The sequence below is a fragment of the Pseudomonas sp. LBUM1671 genome (assembly GCF_059695685.1).
The window spans coordinates 3,336,013-3,353,201 of record NZ_CP166782.1 but is presented as its reverse complement, the minus strand read 5'-3'; the positions used below and the strand labels follow the sequence as shown (position 1 = coordinate 3,353,201).

Here is a 17,189-nt window from a genome sequence, read left to right as displayed (position 1 = left end):
GGCGCTTGCGGTGGAATTCATATAGGCGCGGAGCATGACGTCCTTGTTGTCGCTCCGGGTGCCGGGTCGCGTTACAGCGCTTTGCTGACGGCGATGTCGCTGATGACGTCTTCGCTCGAACCATGAATGGCGTCCAGCGCGGCCTTGGCTTCTTCTTCTGTGCCGTTTTCGAGCTGGGCAAATTCGAAACGGCGTTCGCCGTTGAGTTTGTATTTGATGACGTACTTGGTCGTTTGGGCCACGGTCATACCTTCTTTTATTCGTGCGGGAACGTCACTCAGCTCAGTTTTGTGCTGGAGCGACGGATGATCTTGATCGAGTGCGTCAGGGTCGGTTTGCGGGTCACGCTGATCGGCCGGCGGTTGACCGTGTCGATGGTGATGTTCCAGAAACCGGTGCTCGGTGCAGTAATCCGCGCCGGGAACGTGTCGAACGCACCGCCGTGATAAGTATGACGGCCGCCGTTCTTGAAGCTGCGAAAGTTGGCGTCGTTCATCAAGCGAATGTTGCAGGTTTGGGAGCACTGGATGACGACAATGTCGTCTTCATTGAGGTGCTCGCGCTGGTGGATAAATTTCATGAGGCGCCTCCAGAAGGGCTTTTTCTACAAAATCAAAACGATAGCATGGGCGATTGACGCAGTTTATCAGCCCGAACAGGTTATTATCCGGTCGTCGGGGTTCGCTTTGACAATTAAAAACAGTTATTCGGAATTCTATGAGCGATAAACGCAACGAACCTCGGAGAAAATCAGCATTTGTGCTGTCGGAGGGTCTTTATCGGAGGTTTTGTATGAAGTGGGGTGTGTTGGTCTTGCCGTTGGCATTGGTAGTGAGTGGCTGTGCGAATGTCGCGGAGATTAACGAGACGTTGCCTACCATGAACGTGATCTCAGGCAAAAAGCCCAATGAGTACGCGCAATGCCTGGTTGAAAAACTGGCCGACAGTCGTGGCGCCCTGCAAGTGGAGTCGCACAAGGACGGGATGCGTGTAATCGTGCCGGCGAAATTCTCGTCGGCCCCGGCAGCCGTATTCGACATCGAAGACCGCTCGGGTGGCAGCGGTATCAAGCTGCATGAGCGCATGTCCAATGTGCCGGTGCGTCCGAAGGACGTGCAGAAAGCCGCCAATGCGTGCATTTCCGGCTGATAGACTGGCCACCGTTCATACTGATGCCGTCAAAGTCATGCTTTGGCGGCATTGTCATTTCTGGAGTCGCGCATGAAGCGAGAGCAAGTTCGGGAACGCCATGCAGAGGGACTGATCTCTGCCACCCACGTCATTCAAAATCCGGCAAACCCCGGGGAATGGATCGTGTTTTTCAAGAAAAGCGCCGGGCGCAGTTATTTCCTGGTGGATGATAACGATGAGGTCGAATCGTTTGGTCGTCTCGACGATTTGATCGAGACAGTGCGCGGCCTCGGGATCAAATTCGCCGAAATTCACATGTAGGGCAGGGCGCCTTACTTGCAGACCACCACGACGCTGCGGTTCTTGAAGTTGCCGACGTCGACCCCCAGGGTCTTGTCACTTTCCTTGGTGGATGGTGTGCCGTCGGTACCGACAATCCGGTAGCCGGTGCCGGCGCAAGAGGCATCGGCTTTTTCGTAGCACGTGGCCCAGGAGTTGGCTTCACCGGAGCAGTCGATCGCCAGTCCTTGCTCGCCGTTGTTCAGGTACATCTTTTCGGAAGTGGCGCAGCCGCTCAGGGCCAGGAGTGCAATCAGGGGCAAAAATCTGTTCATGTTCATAATCGTCTTCAGCGAGGGGGCTAGACGCTCTGACAGCGCCAGTGTGAAAAGGTTATAGCGATTGGCCACTTGTTTGCATCTGGCCACAAAAAAGCCCTGCTCGATGGCAGGGCTCTGCGCGTGCCGCAGGCTATCAGTCCTGACTCTTGCCGCGTCGCTTCGGCGCGGGAGGTGTGTAGTCGAGCACCGAAGCCACTTCAATCGCCATCGCTTCGCTGGGTAACGGCCCGGAAACATCTTCGCCATTGGTGGCGGTAATGTGCCACTGGCCATCTTTTCCTTTGTCGACCGTGTACCCGTTGATGATTTTTGCTGCGGTCATCTATCTGTCTCGTTCACTGGTTCAAAGTCGCCATGATACCGGCAAATGCTCGCATTGGGGGGCGATAAGCGTATGGTGGTCCAGTTTGCCGGCCTCTTTGAGCTACGCTGATTTGACCGCGCAAAAATCCGGATGGAACTATCCGCGGGAATATTTCTCTATGATGGCATCGGTTAGCCAGCGCGGGGCATTGTAAGGTGCACTCCGCCTGATTAGACTGCGCCGAAACTCGTACACACAGCCCTTTCAAGGACTTATATGATCAAGAAATGCTTGTTCCCAGCAGCCGGTTACGGTACTCGCTTCCTGCCAGCGACTAAAGCCATGCCCAAAGAAATGCTGCCGGTGGTAAACAAGCCACTGATCCAGTACGGCGTCGAAGAAGCACTGGACGCTGGTTTGACTGAAATCTCCATCGTCACCGGTCGCGGCAAACGCGCCCTGGAAGACCACTTCGACATCAGCTACGAGTTGGAAAACCAGATCAAAGGCACCGACAAAGAGAAATACCTGGTCGGTATCCGCAAGTTGCTCGACAACTGCTCGTTCTCCTACACCCGCCAGACCGAAATGAAAGGCCTGGGTCACGCGATTCTGACCGGTCGCCCGTTGATCGGCGACGAGCCGTTCGCCGTGGTCCTGGCGGATGACTTGTGCGTCAACCTCGAAGGCGACGGCGTCCTGACCCAGATGGTCAAGCTGTACAAGCAGTTCCGCTGCTCGATCGTTGCCATCCAGGAAGTCGATCCGCAAGAAACTCACAAGTACGGCGTTATTGCTGGTGAGATGATCCGCGACGACATCTACCGTGTTCACAGCATGGTCGAAAAGCCAAAGCCTGAAGATGCACCGTCGAACCTGGCGATCATCGGCCGTTACATTCTGACCCCGGACATCTTCGACCTGATCGAACAAACCGAACCAGGCAAGGGTGGTGAAATCCAGATCACCGACGCCCTGATGAAGCAGGCCCAGAACGGCTGCGTCATGGCCTACAAGTTCAAAGGCAAGCGGTTCGACTGCGGTGGCGCTGAAGGCTACATCGACGCGACCAACTTCTGCTTCGAGAACTTCTACAAGACTGGCAAGGCTTACTGATAGCGCCTTACCCGCTTGTATTGAAAAGCCACCTTTCGGGTGGCTTTTTCATTTTCCGCCCCCATATCGCTTGCAGCGCTTGCCCAACGGACGTCTGCGGGTATGCTGGTTTCCTGCCGAGGAGATTGAAAATGGCCTACGATTTTGACCTTTATGTGATTGGTGCCGGTTCCGGCGGTGTACGGGCTGCTCGTTTTGCTGCCGGTTTTGGAGCGAAGGTGGCTGTGGCCGAGAGCCGTTACCTGGGCGGTACGTGTGTGAACGTCGGCTGCGTGCCGAAGAAATTGCTGGTCTACGGCGCGCACTTCGCCGAAGACTTCGAGCAGTCTTCGGGCTTTGGCTGGACGTTGGGCGAAGCGAAGTTCGATTGGGCAACGCTGATCGCCAACAAGGATCGCGAGATTAATCGCCTGAATGGCATTTACCGCAACTTGCTGGTCAACAGCGGTGTGACCTTGCATGAAGGCCACGCCAAAATCGTCGACCCCAACACGGTCGAGATCAATGGCGAGCGCCACACCGCCAAGAACATCCTGATTGCCACCGGCGGCTGGCCACAGATCCCGGAGATTCCGGGGCATGAACACGCGATCAGTTCCAACCAGGCGTTCTTCCTCAAAGAGTTGCCCAAGCGCGTTCTGGTGGTGGGCGGCGGTTACATCGCTGTCGAATTCGCCGGGATCTTCCACGGTCTGGGCGCCGACACGACGTTGTTGTATCGCGGCGAGCTGTTCCTGCGTGGCTTCGACGGAGCGGTACGAAAGCACTTGCAGGAAGAACTGACCAAGCGCGGCATGAACCTGCAATTCAACGCCGACATCGAGCGTATCGACAAGCAATCCGATGGCAGCCTGAAGGTGACGCTCAAGGACGGTCGTGAGCTGGAGGCGGATTGTGTGTTCTACGCCACCGGTCGCCGTCCGATGCTCGACAACCTCGGGCTGGAAAACACCGGGGTCAAACTCGACAAGAAAGGTTTCGTCGAGGTCGATGATCAGTATCAGACCGCCGAGCCGTCGATCCTGGCGCTGGGCGATGTGATCGGTCGTGTTCAGCTGACCCCCGTCGCGCTGGCTGAAGGCATGGCCGTGGCGCGTCGCCTGTTCAAGCCTGAGCAATATCGTCCGGTGGATTACAAGATGATCCCGACTGCTGTGTTCAGCTTGCCGAACATCGGCACGGTTGGCTTGAGCGAGGAAGAGGCTCGCGAGGCCGGCCACGAGGTCACGATCTACGAAAGCCGTTTCCGTCCGATGAAGCTGACCCTGACCGAATGTCAGGAGCGTACGCTGATGAAACTGGTGGTCGATGCCAAGACCGACAAGGTCCTGGGTTGCCACATGGTCGGGCCGGATGCCGGTGAGATCGTTCAGGGGTTGGCGATTGCCTTGAAGGCTGGCGCGACCAAGCGCGACTTCGACGAAACAGTTGGCGTGCATCCAACTGCCGCCGAAGAGTTCGTCACCATGCGTACGCCGGTTAGCGGTTAATCGTTTTTATCGGCCTCTGATGCGTCTGGCGCTGTTGCAATGACGGCCGCCAGGCGCAGGCTTTCATCGAGGCTCGCCTGAGTCTTGAGCAATTCAATCTCCAGCCCTTTGTTGATCTGCGACTGCTCGTCGACGCTCTGCTTGAGCGACTGACTTTCCAGCAGGGCGGCACGCAAGCGTTCCTGGAGGAGGGTGCGTTCGCTGTCGATGCGGTTGACCTGCTCCAGCAGTTGGTCCTGGCGGCTGTGGGTGTGTTTGAGTTGCTCCTGCAATAACCCCAGTTCCCGCAGCGTTCCACGGTTCTCGGTGAGCAGGCGCTCGTTGTCGCGATGCAGCTGGGTGATCTCATCCTGACGCACCAACGCGCTTTGCTGGGCCTGGCGCAATTCCATCTGAATCTGCTGAACCTGGCCTTCGTGGCGGCTCTGTTCCTGCTCGCGCTGTTCCTTGACGGCGTTGCGGTAGTGTTCCAGCGCATCGCGTGCGTGCAGGTGCTTTTCTTCCAGTGAGCGGATCTGCTCATCCTTGTCTTGCAAGCGCAGTTCGAAATCGGCCAGTGCCTGGTTTAGTCCGGCGTTGCGGGTTTGTTCTGCCTGCAGCATGGAGCGGGTTTCTTGCAGGGCTTCGGACTCTTGAGTCAGCGCCAGGCTTTGAATCTCGTATTGCTGGTGTAATTCCGCGTTGTCTTGCCGGGCCGCAGTCAGGTGGATTTCCAGTTCTTTACGTTGCTGATCGAACTGCGCGCGTGCGTGTTCGATGGGTTCTTGGGCCTGTTCCTTCAGGCGTTGCGCCAGGCGCGAAACCAGGCCAGCCAGTTCGGCATCAATGGGCTCTGAGGGCGTTTCGACGCGTTCGCCGCCATCATCCAGCTCCTTTAAATAGCGGTGAATGGTGGTTTTTGAGCCGGTATTGCCCATCTCGATTCGTACTGCATCGATGCTGGGGTTTTCGCCGCGGGCAAGGATTGCCAAACGTGCCGCCTGCACTACCGCTTTATTTACGCCGCCACGAGCCATGTGTTCTCCTACGATTTCGTACTGTGGTACATGCCACTAAAGTACGCAGTGTACCATCGTTTATAAAAAGATAAAAAATGTAGGATACTAATGCGGGATATACTGGTATTACCCCGTGTGATGCGCCGTACGGCGGGTTTTACACCGCTAAAGCGGTACGTTTTCGAGAGATGAGCCCATGACCGATCTGGATCGCTACCTGCAAGCCGCCACCCGCGACAACACCCGGCGTAGCTATCGAGCGGCCATTGAACATTTCGAAGTCCATTGGGGTGGTTTCCTGCCGGCGACGAGCGACAGCGTGGCGCGTTACCTCGTGGCTCATGCGGGCGTGCTGTCGATCAATACGTTGAAGCTGCGGTTGTCAGCGCTGGCGCAGTGGCATAACAGCCAGGGTTTCGCTGACCCGACCAAGTCGCCGGTGGTGCGCAAGGTCTTCAAAGGCATTCGTGCGCTGCACCCGGCACAGGAGAAGCAGGCCGAGCCCTTGCAACTTCAGCATCTGGAGCAAGTGGTGGCGTGGTTGGAACTGGAAGCGCAAACCGCCAAGGCGCAAAACGATCAGGCGGGCTTGCTGCGCGCCCGACGCGACACCGCGCTGATCTTGCTGGGCTTCTGGCGCGGATTTCGCAGCGATGAGTTGTGCCGCGTACAGATCGAGCACGTGCAGGCGAGCGCCGGTTCAGGCATCACCCTCTACCTGCCACGCAGCAAGAGCGATCGCGAAAACCTCGGCAAGACTTACCAGACCCCGGCTCTGCAACGGCTTTGCCCGGTCAACGCCTATATCCAATGGATCACCGAAGCTGCGTTAGTCCGCGGTCCGGTGTTCCGCGGTATCGACCGTTGGGGCAACTTGAGCGAGGAGGGTTTGCACGCTAACAGCGTGATCCCGTTGCTCCGCCAAGCCCTGGAACGTGCCGGTATCCCCGCCGAGCACTACACCAGCCATTCCCTGCGACGCGGCTTTGCCAGCTGGGCCCATCAAAGTGGTTGGGATCTGAAATCGTTGATGAATTACGTGGGATGGAAGGATGTGAAGTCAGCCATGCGCTATGTTGAAGCCAGCCCGTTTCTCGGAATGGCTCGGGTCGCTGAAAAGCCGTTGGCGCGCTAGATACCGTTTTCTTCTATTAATACTGTCCCCTAATAGCGAAAACCAATCAGCAGCATGAGCTTTGCCAATGAGCCAGGCGGCGATCGAGTGGGTAGGATTCCCCCCATCAACTTCTCAACCAAACTTTTCAACCCTGACGGAGAGTCATCGATGCCTATCATCAACAGCCAAGTTAAACCGTTCAAAGCTGACGCCTTCAAAAATGGCGATTTCGTAAAAGTGTCGGACGCTGACCTGAAAGGCAAGTGGTCTGTCGTGTTCTTCTACCCAGCCGACTTCACCTTCGTTTGCCCGACCGAACTGGAAGACCTGGCTGACAACTACGACGCGTTCCAGAAACTGGGCGTCGAGATCTACAGCGTTTCCACCGATACCCACTTTGCTCACGCTGCCTGGCATAACACTTCGCCAGCCATCGGCAAAATCCAGTACACCATGATCGGCGACCCGACTCACGCCATCTCCCGCAACTTCGACGTGCTGATCGAAGACGCTGGCCTGGCTGACCGTGGCACCTTCGTGATCAACCCTGAAGGCCAGATCAAAATCGTTGAACTGAACGATGGCGGCGTTGGCCGTGACGCTTCCGAGCTGCTGCGCAAAATCAAGGCTGCTCAATACGTCGCTGCTCACCCAGGCCAGGTTTGCCCAGCCAAGTGGAAAGAAGGCGAGGCCACTCTGGCTCCGTCCCTGGACCTGGTCGGCAAGATCTAAGTCTGTGAAAGCACTATCAGGGCGGGTTTCCGCACCTAAGTAAGCCGCAACCGCCCTCAAAAACGCCCGGGCGAGATTCGCTCGGGCGTTTTTTTTTCGAATTCAAAAAGGAAATCGCCCGTATGTTGGACGCCAATCTTAAAGCCCAGTTGAAATCGTACCTGGAACGGGTCACCCAGCCGATCGAGATCGTTGCCTCCCTCGACGACGGTGCGAAATCCCAGGAAATGCTCGCATTACTCAAAGACGTTGCCAGTCTTTCCAACCAAATTACCTTGCTCGATAACGGTGACGATGCACGCAAACCATCGTTTTCGATCAACCGCCCGGGTGCCGATATCAGCCTGCGTTTCGCCGGCATCCCGATGGGCCACGAATTCACTTCGTTGGTGCTGGCCTTGCTGCAAGTCGGCGGCCACCCATCGAAAGCCAGCGTTGAAGTGATCGAACAGATCCGTTCGCTCAAAGGCGAGTTCAGCTTCGAGACGTACTTCTCGCTGTCCTGCCAGAACTGTCCGGACGTGGTCCAGGCACTGAACCTGATGGCGGTACTAAACTCGAACATCCGTCACGTCGCCATCGACGGTGCGCTGTTCCAGGCTGAAGTCGATGATCGTCAGATCATGGCCGTGCCAAGCATTTACCTCAACGGCGTCAACTTCGGCCAGGGGCGCATGGGCCTGGAAGAAATCCTTGCCAAGATCGACACCAGCGGTATCGAGCGTCAAGCCGAAAAGATCAGCGCCAAGGAAGCCTTTGACGTATTGGTCGTCGGCGGTGGCCCGGCCGGTGCTTCGGCCGCGATCTACGCCGCTCGTAAAGGCATTCGCACCGGTGTGGCTGCTGAACGTTTTGGTGGGCAGGTGCTCGACACCATGGCCATCGAGAACTTCATCTCTGTGCAGGAAACCGAAGGGCCGAAACTGGCGGTGGCGCTGGAAGAACACGTCAAGCAATACGACGTCGACATCATGAACCTGCAGCGGGCCGACAAACTGGTGCCGGGCAAGAGTGGTGAGCTGCACGAAGTCCACTTCGCCAGCGGCGCGACCCTGAAAGCCAAGACCGTGATCCTCGCGACCGGTGCGCGGTGGCGTGAAATGAATGTCCCGGGCGAGCAGCAATACCGCAACAAAGGCGTTGCGTACTGCCCGCACTGTGACGGTCCGCTGTTCAAAGGCAAGCGTGTAGCGGTGATTGGCGGCGGTAACTCCGGCGTCGAAGCGGCCATCGACCTGGCGGGCATCGTGTCTCACGTTACGTTGCTGGAGTTTGATGTACAGCTGCGCGCCGATGCGGTGTTGCAGCGCAAGTTGCACAGCCTGCCGAATGTCACCGTGATCACCAGTGCGCAAACCACTGAAGTGTTGGGTGACGGCCAGAAGGTCAACGGTCTGCGCTACAAGGATCGTCAGACTGATGAACTGCGTAACGTCGAACTGGAAGGGATCTTCGTGCAGATCGGCTTGCTGCCCAACACCGATTGGCTCAAAGGCACCATCGAACTGTCGCCTCGCGGCGAGATCATCGTCGATGCCCGTGGTGAAACTTCAATGCCGGGCGTGTTCGCTGCCGGTGACGTGACTACCGTGCCGTACAAGCAGATCGTGATCGCAGTGGGCGAGGGCGCCAAGGCTTCGCTGAGCGCATTCGATCACTTGATCCGCACCTCCGCACCGGCCTGAACGCCGACACTGAAAACACAAAACCCCATGAGCGATCATGGGGTTTTTTGTGTCTCACGCATTCCCAATGTGGGAGCGGGCTAAGTGTCACATCGGCGCTGGCTGGATGATTTCAACCCAGTAAGCGTCTGGATCCTTGATGAACGCCAGGCTCTTCATGCGGCCATCATTCAGGCGCTTCTGGAAATCGCAGCCCAGTGCTTCGAAGCGCTCGCATGCGGCGACGATGTCCGGCACGGAGATACAGATGTGGCCGAAACCGCGCGGGTCGGTATTGCCGTTGTGGTAGGCGAAATCTGCGTCGTTCTCGGTGCCGTGGTTGTGGGTCAGTTCGAGAATGCCGGGGATGGATTTCATCCATTCGGTGCGCGCGGCAGCATCGGCCGGAATCTGGTTTTTATCGACCAGCGCCAGGAAGTACAGGCTGAACTCGGCTTCCGGGAAGTCGCGTTTTTCTACCAGCGAAAAACCCAGGATGCGCGTGTAGAAATCCAGGGACTTGGTGATGTCCTTGACACGCAGCATGGTGTGGTTGAAGACGAACTTCTGGGTGGCGGTGTCGGGTTGGGCGGTAACGCCGGGGAAAGCGTTCAATTCGTGCAGGCTCATGGGCCCTCCGGAAAATAAGTGGGGCTAACGAATGGCGACAATGATACGCAAGGGCTGGGACATCACCAAACGCAAACAGTCGGCTATTGCCTGACGGACGGGTGAGGCTCAGACTTTACGGTTCAATTCGTGAGTGCTCATTGCAATGATCCGATTCTGTAAATCGACCTTCGTTCTGTTCTGCCTGCTGTCGGGTATTGCCAGCGCTCATGCGGATACGCCAGTGGTGACGTGGCCGGAAGGTTGGGAAGTCGAGGCCGTCCCGCTGGACGATGCCAACTCAACGGTTTCACGCCAGCGTGCCGTGAAAAACGACCAGGGCGGCACGCCGGTGATGGTAATGGAGTTGACCATGACACAAGTAGAGCGCGGTCATCAGGTCAATCTGGAAGGTGTATTGCTGGAAATGCGCAAGTCGGTGCAGAAGGACTTCTTTCAAGGCGGCTATCAAAGCGTCTGCAACAAAATCCATCCAGCAACCTTGAGCCGCTTATCGGGATTGGAAACTACCTGTACGATTACACAGAATGGTCGACATGTTCTGTCGCAAACATTGGTTGCGGCGGTGGACGCCGATAAAGCCTATGTTCTTTCCTACGCGGGGCAGGCCGAGGCTTATAAGGCAAGTCAGGAGGAAATAACGGCGGCCCGTAACAGCTTGAAACTTTAGTAGGCGGTTTGCGTGACTGCAGATTTCAGCGCGACCCGAAATCTTTAGATACCTAAACGGATTAAGCATTAAGTTGAGTCGGCAAGTAGCGAGTTGATCGGCTGCGCTCACTGAATTCAAAGGTCTTCCATAAAACAAAGCCCTGCATCGGCAGGGCTTTTTTTATCACCGCGAGTGCTTAACCTCGCAGCCAGGAATCTACGGTAGCGGCACCGTATTGTTCCTTCCAGGCTTTCAGGCCGCGGTGGTTGCCGCCTTTGGTTTCAATAAGCTCACCAGTGTGCGGGTTGTGATAAACCTTGACCACGCGAGCGCGGCGGGTTTTCGGAGCGGCTGCCTGCAGTCCGGATTTTGCCGGGTTCGGATCGAGGATGGCGATGATGTCACGCAGGCTTTTGCCGTAGGTTTTCATCAGCCCCTGGAGCTTTTCTTCGAATTCGATTTCTTTCTTGAGCCCGGCGTCATTCTTCAGCGATTCCAGCTGCTTGAGCTGTTCTTGAAGGGCCTTTTCAGCGGCACGAAATTCAGCGAGTCTGGACAAATTCATTACTCCAATAGTGTGTTTGGCTGATACCAACCGCAAACAAAGCTATAAGCCAAGAGCCTTGAAGCGACTCGGTGATAAGTGGCTCACCTGCCAATCTTGCGCAGGCATGAAAAATTGTAGTAGTTAATTGGCCAAGAGTAAATCCTGTCTTTTTCTTCATGTAACAACAGTAGTCTTTTGATTCAATTTGGTGCGCCGTTTCGTTGCCTCGTCGCTTAAACGGCAGGTTAATGGTGCCTTAATGCTTTAATGAATTCTGCGCCGGGCATCGGTCGACCGAACAAATAACCTTGCAGGAAGTTAACGCCGTGTGCGGCCAGATAGTCACTTTGCTCCTCGGTTTCAACGCCCTCGGCGACGATGCCCAGATCAAGCTTGGCCGACAGTTCGATAATGCTGTCCAGAATGTGCCGGGAAAGCGCGTCAACGCCGATCATCGCGACAAAACTCTGATCGATCTTCAGGAAGTCCACATTGAACTGGCGCAGATAACCAAGGCTTGAGTGACCCGTGCCAAAGTCATCGATAGCGATCATTACGCCCAAGGCATGAAGCTGCTCGAACAATTGGAGCGTGATGGTCGTCGGCTCGATCAGTTCGCGCTCGGTCAACTCCAGCACCAGATTGACGGCACCCGGCGCGAAGGCACTGAGAAACTCCCGGCAGTCCTCAACCAACTCCAGGTCCTTGCAATGGCTGGCGGTAATGTTGATCCCGATGTGGAAGGGGCCGTCGAAGGACGCAACAGCAGGCGCCAGCAACACTGCGGTCTGTCGCATCAGCGAGCGGGTCATCGGTACGATCAACCCGGAATGTTCGGCAAAAGGAATGAACAGGTCCGGTCGCACCAGGCCTTCCTTCGGATGATTCCAGCGCATCAGCACTTCGGCCCCGGACCACGCTTTAGTATCGCCATACACCACGGGCTGAAAGTACGGAACAAACTCTTCGGCCTCCAGCGCGCGCCGCAATTCGTGGCTGGGGGACGACGAACGCTGTTGCAGGACATGCCCGATTGCGCCCGAGACCACGCCGAAGAAGATCAGCAAACTGAACAGCGGCGGGTACTCGCTGCTCATGTAACGCCAGGTTTCACCTTCGGGAAAACCGGCCGCGACCGTAAAGGCATAACGCGAGGATGTCAGTTTGCTTTTGGCCACGGGCAAGGCGGGCAGGGCATCTTCGTGAACCTTGCCGTCGGCGGACAACCAATCAGGGCCGACTTGCAACAACAGCAATGTCTTGCGACCAATCAGTCGCAACACGTTGCTCAAGTGATAACCGTCCAGGGTCGTCAGCGCCCCCTGGTTACCTTCGCTGAGTCGATACACCAACAGTGCGGTATTGGGCGTGACCGGGTTGCCATTCATCAACCACAACTTGCCCTGGGTGTAGTCGCCCGGATTGACCGTCTCCTGATAATCACCAAACAACGAACTGCAATAGAGGTTGTTGTCCCACACCAGGTTCGTCGAGCGCACGAACGGTCGGCGGGTAACCTGTTCGCGCAGGGCCAACTTGACGTCGTTACAGGTCTGGCCGGCCAGCGGTAACAATTCCCGTGCGGCCTGGGCGGTATTGTCGAGCATCAGTTCGAATTGGCGGATGGCTTCTTCGGCCGTCAGCTCAGTGCTTTGCTCGAGCGCACGCTCAGCCTGCGCATAGAGGATGAGACTCCCCAAGAGCATCGGAAGCAACCCGCTCAAAATGGTTACAGCCATTCGTTTGCCGCGTTTATGGCGGGTTTTGGCGTTCAGTGGCATTCGCAAAGCCTGTGAGGATGAAAGACGGCTCTCAAAAGCCGGGAGGACAACGGCACGCCTCCCATAAAGAGTTCAGACAGTGGGCATGATAGATGGCCATCAACACTTATGCCGCTCAACCATAGTCAAGGCTTGAAGCCAGTTGAATAAACGCCAGCGTTGCGGGTGACGACTGACGCTGGTCGAGCACTGCCAGACCGACCTGCCGTTTAACCGATGGCAACAGTGGTTTTTTCACGTAGCGGCTGTTGTCGTCGGGCAATGAGCTTTCGGCGACCACGGTCAAGGCGTCGCCGCGGCCCACGGTGTCGAGGGTGCTGAGCAACTGCGAGCAGCGATAACGGATGTTCGGTGTCAGCCGGGCAGTATTGAACAGCCGTGAAACCAGCTCCGAGGACCCGGCTTCGGTCAGCACGAACGGGTCGTGACACAAGTCGCTCAAACTCAGGTGGTCGCGAACTGCCAGCGGATGTTCGCAGGGTAGCAGCGCAACCATCTGGTCTTCCATTAACGCGAAGGTGTCGAAGCGATCTTCTGGCAGCACCACGAAACCGATATCGATCCGCCGCTCTTCCAGCCACTGGATAATCTGCCGGTCCGGACCTTCATCGATGTGGACTTCGATACCGGGGTGAGCTGCGCGATAGTGCCGCAGGATCTGTGGCAGCAGTTTGATCGATGAAGTCGGACCGAACGAGCCGATGCGAAGAGTGCCGCGCTTCATTCCGCGAGCATCGGCGGCTTCCTGACGCAACGTGTTGGCCAGTCCGAGCATCGCCCGAGCACGCGACAAGAGCTGTTCGCCTATATCGCTCAGTTCGACTTGAGACTGATGGCGCCTGAACAGCTCGACGCCCAATTCCTGCTCCAGCGACTTCAGGGCATGCGACACCGCCGATTGGGAAATCCCCAACCGATTGGCCGCCGCCGTAAAGCCACGCAGTTCGGCGACCAGCGAGAAAATCTCGAGTTGCGTCAGGGTCATGAGTCTTTACTCATTTTACGATGATCGTGCATTAGTCAAATGATACGTCATCTACCCTGATTGAAGTCCCGACGCCTTATGAATACTTACGCGCAAACAACGTCATCGGATGTGCCGGTTTATTTCAAACTCGCCGCCGTCACCATGATCTGGGGCGGCACGTTCGTGGCCGGCCGGTTTCTCGCGGACAGCCTCAGTCCGTTGTTCGCCGCCAGCCTGAGATTCTTGCTGGCCAGCGTGGCGTTGCTGCTGTTTTTGCTGCTGGCCCGAGTGCCACTGGCTAAACCAAGCCCCAGGCAATGGCTGCAATTGGCGCTGCTGGGGTTCTTCGGGATCTTCTTCTATAACCTGTGCTTCTTTTATGGACTGCATTACATCAATGCGTCCCGTGCATCATTGATTGTGGCGCTAAACCCCGCCGTGATCGGGCTGGCGTCGTGGCTGCTGTTCAAGGAGCGCTTGAGTCGGGCGAAGGTTGTCGGGATCGCGGTGTGCATCGCCGGGGCGAGCCTGGTGATCGTCAGCCGCAACCCGCAGTTGCTGGCTAGCAATGCCGACGCCTGGGTCGGCGACCTGCTGATTTTCGGCTGCGTGCTCGGCTGGGGGATTTACTCGCTGTTCTCCAAAGAACTGAACCACTCGCTGGGGCCGGTGCAAACGGTGACCTATTCGATACTGCTGGGCACGTTGATGCTTTGGGTGACCAGCGCGGTAAGTGGTGAACTGAGTGTCAGCGCGCTTGTCAGCCTCGGCCCGCAACAGTGGTTGAGCCTGATGTATTTGGGCGTATTGGGCTCGGCGCTGGCCTACATTGGCTATTACGACGGCATTCGCCAGATTGGCGCGACGCGTTCGGGGGTGTTCATTGCCTTGAATCCGCTGACCGCCGTGATCCTCGGTGCGCTGCTGCTGGACGAGCAGTTGACGCTGGCGATGTGCCTGGGAGGAGGGTTGATTCTTGTGGGGATTTTCCTGTGCAACAAACCCCTTGCGCGATCAGGGAAAAAGGGGATTTGATACAGAAGGCGGACAAACCTATTTACGCTGTGTAGAATCGGGTTACGCATACAATAATAATCGTCTTCTGGCAGCAGAAGACTCGCCCGCATCAGCCTTGGGTCGACAATGAAGAGTTTTGGGTTTCAATTGATCTACGGTGACTTCCTCGCCCGCAGCGTGCGGGGCATCTCCTGCGCGCCACCCGCCGGCTTCAGCATTCTTAGCATCTAACGTTCCGTTAATTCTAAAAAATGATGAGGCGCCAAAATGGCAGATTTATACGAAAACCCAATGGGCCTGATGGGCTTTGAATTCATCGAATTCGCATCGCCGACCCCGAACACCCTGGAGCCGATCTTCGAGATCATGGGCTTCACCAAGGTCGCGACCCACCGCTCCAAAGACGTGCACCTGTATCGTCAGGGCCAGATCAACCTGATCCTCAACAACGAACCCCAAAGCGTCGCCTCGTACTTCGCGGCCGAGCACGGTCCGTCGGTGTGCGGCATGGCGTTCCGCGTCAAGGATTCGCAACTGGCTTACAAGCGCGCGCTGGAAATCGGCGCCCAGCCGATCCATATCGAGACCGGTCCGATGGAGCTGAATCTGCCGGCGATCAAAGGCATTGGCGGCGCGCCGCTGTACCTGATCGACCGTTTCGGCGAAGGCAGCTCGATCTACGACATCGACTTCGTGTTCATCGAAGGTGTAGACCGTAACCCGGTCGGCGCCGGCCTGAAAATCATCGATCACCTGACCCACAACGTGTATCGCGGTCGAATGGCCTACTGGGCCAACTTCTACGAGAAACTGTTCAACTTCCGCGAGATCCGTTACTTCGACATCAAGGGCGAATACACCGGCCTGACCTCGAAAGCCATGACCGCACCGGACGGCATGATCCGCATCCCGTTGAACGAAGAGTCGTCCAAGGGCGCCGGGCAGATCGAAGAGTTCCTGATGCAGTTCAACGGTGAGGGCATCCAGCACGTTGCTTTCCTCAGCGATGACCTGATCAAAACTTGGGATCACCTGAAAAGCATCGGCATGCGCTTCATGACCGCGCCACCAGAAACCTATTACGAAATGCTCGAAGGCCGTCTGCCGAACCATGGCGAGCCGGTTGATCAACTGCAATCGCGCGGGATCCTGCTGGACGGTTCGTCCGAGTCGGGCGACAAGCGCCTGTTGCTGCAGATCTTCTCGGAAACCCTGATGGGCCCGGTGTTCTTCGAATTCATCCAGCGTAAAGGCGACGATGGTTTCGGCGAAGGCAACTTCAAGGCCCTGTTCGAATCGATCGAGCGGGATCAGGTTCGTCGTGGCGTACTTGCCACCGAGTAATCCGCCTCACCGCTAAAAACTGTGGGAGCCAGCCTGCTGGCGATAGCGTCTCCAGAGTCAACATTGATGTTGACTGACAGATTGCAATCGCCAGCAGGCTGGCTCCCACATTTGCTTGTGCTGTATTTAAGGTCTGCGCTGACGCATCAAATGCTTGAACCCTTCAAACACCAGCACCACCACCGCGAGCCAGATCGGGATGTAAGTCAACCATTCCCCGGGCTTGATGCTTTCCCCAAGCAGCAATGCAACGCCCAGCAGCAACACCGGTTCCACATAGCTCAACAGCCCGAACAGACTGAACGGCAACAACCGGCTGGCAATGATGTAGACCACCAGCGCCGACGCGCTGATCACCCCGAGTATCGGGATCAGCAGCGACAACCACGGATGTTGGTCAAACACGCCGAAACCCTGTTCGCCACTCTGCACGAACCAGAACGCCACCGGCAGCGTCAACGCCATGTCCAGCCATAAACCGCCAAGGTTGTCGGCGGCCAGACGTTTGCGCAGGATGAAATACAGCGGATAGCCGATGCAGACCAGCAAGGTCGCCCAGGAAAAACCACCGACCTGATACACCTCGTTGACCACCCCGAGACAGGCCAGCACCACGGCGATTTTTTGCAGGTAGGAGAGGCGCTCGCCATAGGCAAGCCGCCCGGTCAGCACCATGGTCAGCGGCAACAGGAAGTAGCCGAGGGACACATCGAGGCTGTAGCCGTTAAGCGGCGCCCACATGAACAGCCAGAGCTGAACACCGAGCAGGGCCGAGGAGACGATCAGGCCAGCGATCAGTTTCGGCTGGCCGTTGAGGCGCCGAAGAATATCGGTCACGCGTCTCCACTCGCCGGAGACCACCATGAACACGGTCATGCAGGGCACGGTCAGCAGCATGCGCCAACCGAAAATTTCCACGCCGCTCAAAGGCGTGAGCAACGACGTGTAGTAATACATGACGGCAAACAGCACCGAGGCTGAAACCGATAAAGCGATACCTTTAGACAAACTGCCCTCGCGAGGTCGAAGGTGAAACGGGGCGCAGAGGATACGTGGTTTTTGTGCTGAATATTGGTCGG

At 56.8% G+C, this 17,189-nt stretch carries 20 protein-coding genes; 10 read left to right on the top strand and 10 right to left on the bottom strand.

All coding sequences use genetic code 11. The features are described from left to right. Window positions 1-71: 71 nt before the first annotated feature. Complete coding sequence (locus tag ACA060_RS15315; protein WP_178082308.1) at window positions 72-248, bottom strand: hypothetical protein; 177 nt, start codon at window positions 246-248, stop codon at window positions 72-74. A 29-nt stretch (window positions 249-277) separates the two neighbouring features. Beyond that, window positions 278-580, bottom strand: a complete 303-nt coding sequence (locus tag ACA060_RS15310; RefSeq protein ID WP_007946189.1) for a DUF1883 domain-containing protein — start codon at window positions 578-580, stop codon at window positions 278-280. A 212-nt stretch (window positions 581-792) separates the two neighbouring features. On the opposite strand from ACA060_RS15310, the gene ACA060_RS15305 reads away from it, so the two are divergent. Then, window positions 793-1,149 (top strand): hypothetical protein, encoded by a 357-nt coding sequence (locus ACA060_RS15305; protein WP_497311655.1) that lies wholly within the window; start codon window positions 793-795, stop codon window positions 1,147-1,149. Window positions 1,150-1,221: 72 nt separating this feature from the next. Continuing rightward, window positions 1,222-1,452, top strand: a complete 231-nt coding sequence (locus tag ACA060_RS15300) for a hypothetical protein (RefSeq protein ID WP_109631864.1) — start codon at window positions 1,222-1,224, stop codon at window positions 1,450-1,452. Between the two features lie 11 nt (window positions 1,453-1,463). Here ACA060_RS15300 and ACA060_RS15295 read toward each other — a convergent pair whose 3' ends face one another. After that, entirely contained in the window at window positions 1,464-1,745 is a 282-nt protein-coding gene (locus ACA060_RS15295; RefSeq protein WP_497311654.1) for a hypothetical protein, read from the bottom strand. Between the two features lie 139 nt (window positions 1,746-1,884). Further along, the gene (locus ACA060_RS15290; RefSeq protein WP_109631862.1) at window positions 1,885-2,073 is read right to left on the bottom strand and encodes a hypothetical protein; all 189 of its coding nucleotides are present in this window, start codon (window positions 2,071-2,073) and stop codon (window positions 1,885-1,887) included. 258 nt (window positions 2,074-2,331) lie between these two features. Between ACA060_RS15290 and galU the strand changes: the two genes are divergently transcribed. Further along, window positions 2,332-3,171 carry a UTP--glucose-1-phosphate uridylyltransferase GalU gene (galU, locus tag ACA060_RS15285; protein WP_010460715.1) on the top strand — a complete coding sequence of 280 codons (840 nt, stop codon included), beginning with the start codon at window positions 2,332-2,334 and terminating at the stop codon, window positions 3,169-3,171. A 131-nt stretch (window positions 3,172-3,302) separates the two neighbouring features. Further along, entirely contained in the window at window positions 3,303-4,661 is a 1,359-nt protein-coding gene (gorA, locus tag ACA060_RS15280; RefSeq protein WP_497311653.1) for a glutathione-disulfide reductase, read from the top strand. Here gorA and ACA060_RS15275 read toward each other — a convergent pair. Beyond that, window positions 4,658-5,677 (bottom strand): DNA-binding protein, encoded by a 1,020-nt coding sequence (locus ACA060_RS15275; RefSeq protein WP_497311652.1) that lies wholly within the window; start codon window positions 5,675-5,677, stop codon window positions 4,658-4,660. The two genes, gorA and ACA060_RS15275, sit on opposite strands and share 4 nt — an antisense overlap. 178 nt (window positions 5,678-5,855) lie before the next feature. Here ACA060_RS15275 and ACA060_RS15270 point away from each other — a divergent pair, with 178 nt between their 5' ends. The 3 genes from ACA060_RS15270 to ahpF all read left to right on the top strand — a co-directional run bounded on the left by ACA060_RS15270 (window position 5,856) and on the right by ahpF (window position 9,193). After that, entirely contained in the window at window positions 5,856-6,794 is a 939-nt protein-coding gene (locus ACA060_RS15270) for a site-specific integrase (RefSeq protein WP_497311651.1), read from the top strand. A 150-nt stretch (window positions 6,795-6,944) separates the two neighbouring features. Continuing rightward, on the top strand, window positions 6,945-7,508 hold the full coding sequence (gene ahpC / locus ACA060_RS15265; protein ID WP_010460707.1) for an alkyl hydroperoxide reductase subunit C: 564 nt from the start codon (window positions 6,945-6,947) through the stop codon (window positions 7,506-7,508). 122 nt (window positions 7,509-7,630) lie between these two features. Next, the gene (gene ahpF / locus ACA060_RS15260) at window positions 7,631-9,193 is read left to right on the top strand and encodes an alkyl hydroperoxide reductase subunit F (protein WP_497311650.1); all 1,563 of its coding nucleotides are present in this window, start codon (window positions 7,631-7,633) and stop codon (window positions 9,191-9,193) included. A gap of 87 nt (window positions 9,194-9,280) precedes the next feature. Here the strand turns inward: ahpF and gloA are convergent, their stop codons facing one another. Then, complete coding sequence (gloA, locus tag ACA060_RS15255; RefSeq protein WP_109631853.1) at window positions 9,281-9,802, bottom strand: lactoylglutathione lyase; 522 nt, start codon at window positions 9,800-9,802, stop codon at window positions 9,281-9,283. Window positions 9,803-9,947: 145 nt separating this feature from the next. Here gloA and ACA060_RS15250 point away from each other — a divergent pair, with 145 nt between their 5' ends. Then, window positions 9,948-10,472 carry a DUF4946 domain-containing protein gene (locus ACA060_RS15250; RefSeq protein WP_497318256.1) on the top strand — a complete coding sequence of 175 codons (525 nt, stop codon included), beginning with the start codon at window positions 9,948-9,950 and terminating at the stop codon, window positions 10,470-10,472. Between the two features lie 178 nt (window positions 10,473-10,650). Here the strand turns inward: ACA060_RS15250 and ACA060_RS15245 are convergent, their stop codons facing one another. From ACA060_RS15245 to ACA060_RS15235, 3 genes are all read right to left on the bottom strand, one after another. Next, window positions 10,651-11,013, bottom strand: coding sequence for a histone-like nucleoid-structuring protein, MvaT/MvaU family (locus ACA060_RS15245; protein WP_077747869.1), 363 nt, complete (start codon window positions 11,011-11,013; stop codon window positions 10,651-10,653). 233 nt (window positions 11,014-11,246) lie between these two features. Then, entirely contained in the window at window positions 11,247-12,782 is a 1,536-nt protein-coding gene (locus ACA060_RS15240) for an EAL domain-containing protein (protein ID WP_497311649.1), read from the bottom strand. A gap of 115 nt (window positions 12,783-12,897) precedes the next feature. Further along, window positions 12,898-13,767: a LysR family transcriptional regulator gene (locus ACA060_RS15235; RefSeq protein ID WP_497311648.1), complete on the bottom strand. Its 870-nt coding sequence runs from the start codon at window positions 13,765-13,767 to the stop codon at window positions 12,898-12,900. Between the two features lie 78 nt (window positions 13,768-13,845). On the opposite strand from ACA060_RS15235, the gene ACA060_RS15230 reads away from it, so the two are divergent. Both ACA060_RS15230 and hppD read left to right on the top strand, forming a co-directional pair. Beyond that, on the top strand, window positions 13,846-14,784 hold the full coding sequence (locus tag ACA060_RS15230; RefSeq protein WP_497311647.1) for a DMT family transporter: 939 nt from the start codon (window positions 13,846-13,848) through the stop codon (window positions 14,782-14,784). A gap of 249 nt (window positions 14,785-15,033) precedes the next feature. Next, window positions 15,034-16,110 carry a 4-hydroxyphenylpyruvate dioxygenase gene (gene hppD, locus ACA060_RS15225; RefSeq protein WP_497311646.1) on the top strand — a complete coding sequence of 359 codons (1,077 nt, stop codon included), beginning with the start codon at window positions 15,034-15,036 and terminating at the stop codon, window positions 16,108-16,110. A gap of 126 nt (window positions 16,111-16,236) precedes the next feature. Here the strand turns inward: hppD and rarD are convergent, their stop codons facing one another. Further along, on the bottom strand, window positions 16,237-17,118 hold the full coding sequence (rarD, locus tag ACA060_RS15220; protein ID WP_497311645.1) for an EamA family transporter RarD: 882 nt from the start codon (window positions 17,116-17,118) through the stop codon (window positions 16,237-16,239). Window positions 17,119-17,189: the final 71 nt, after the last annotated feature.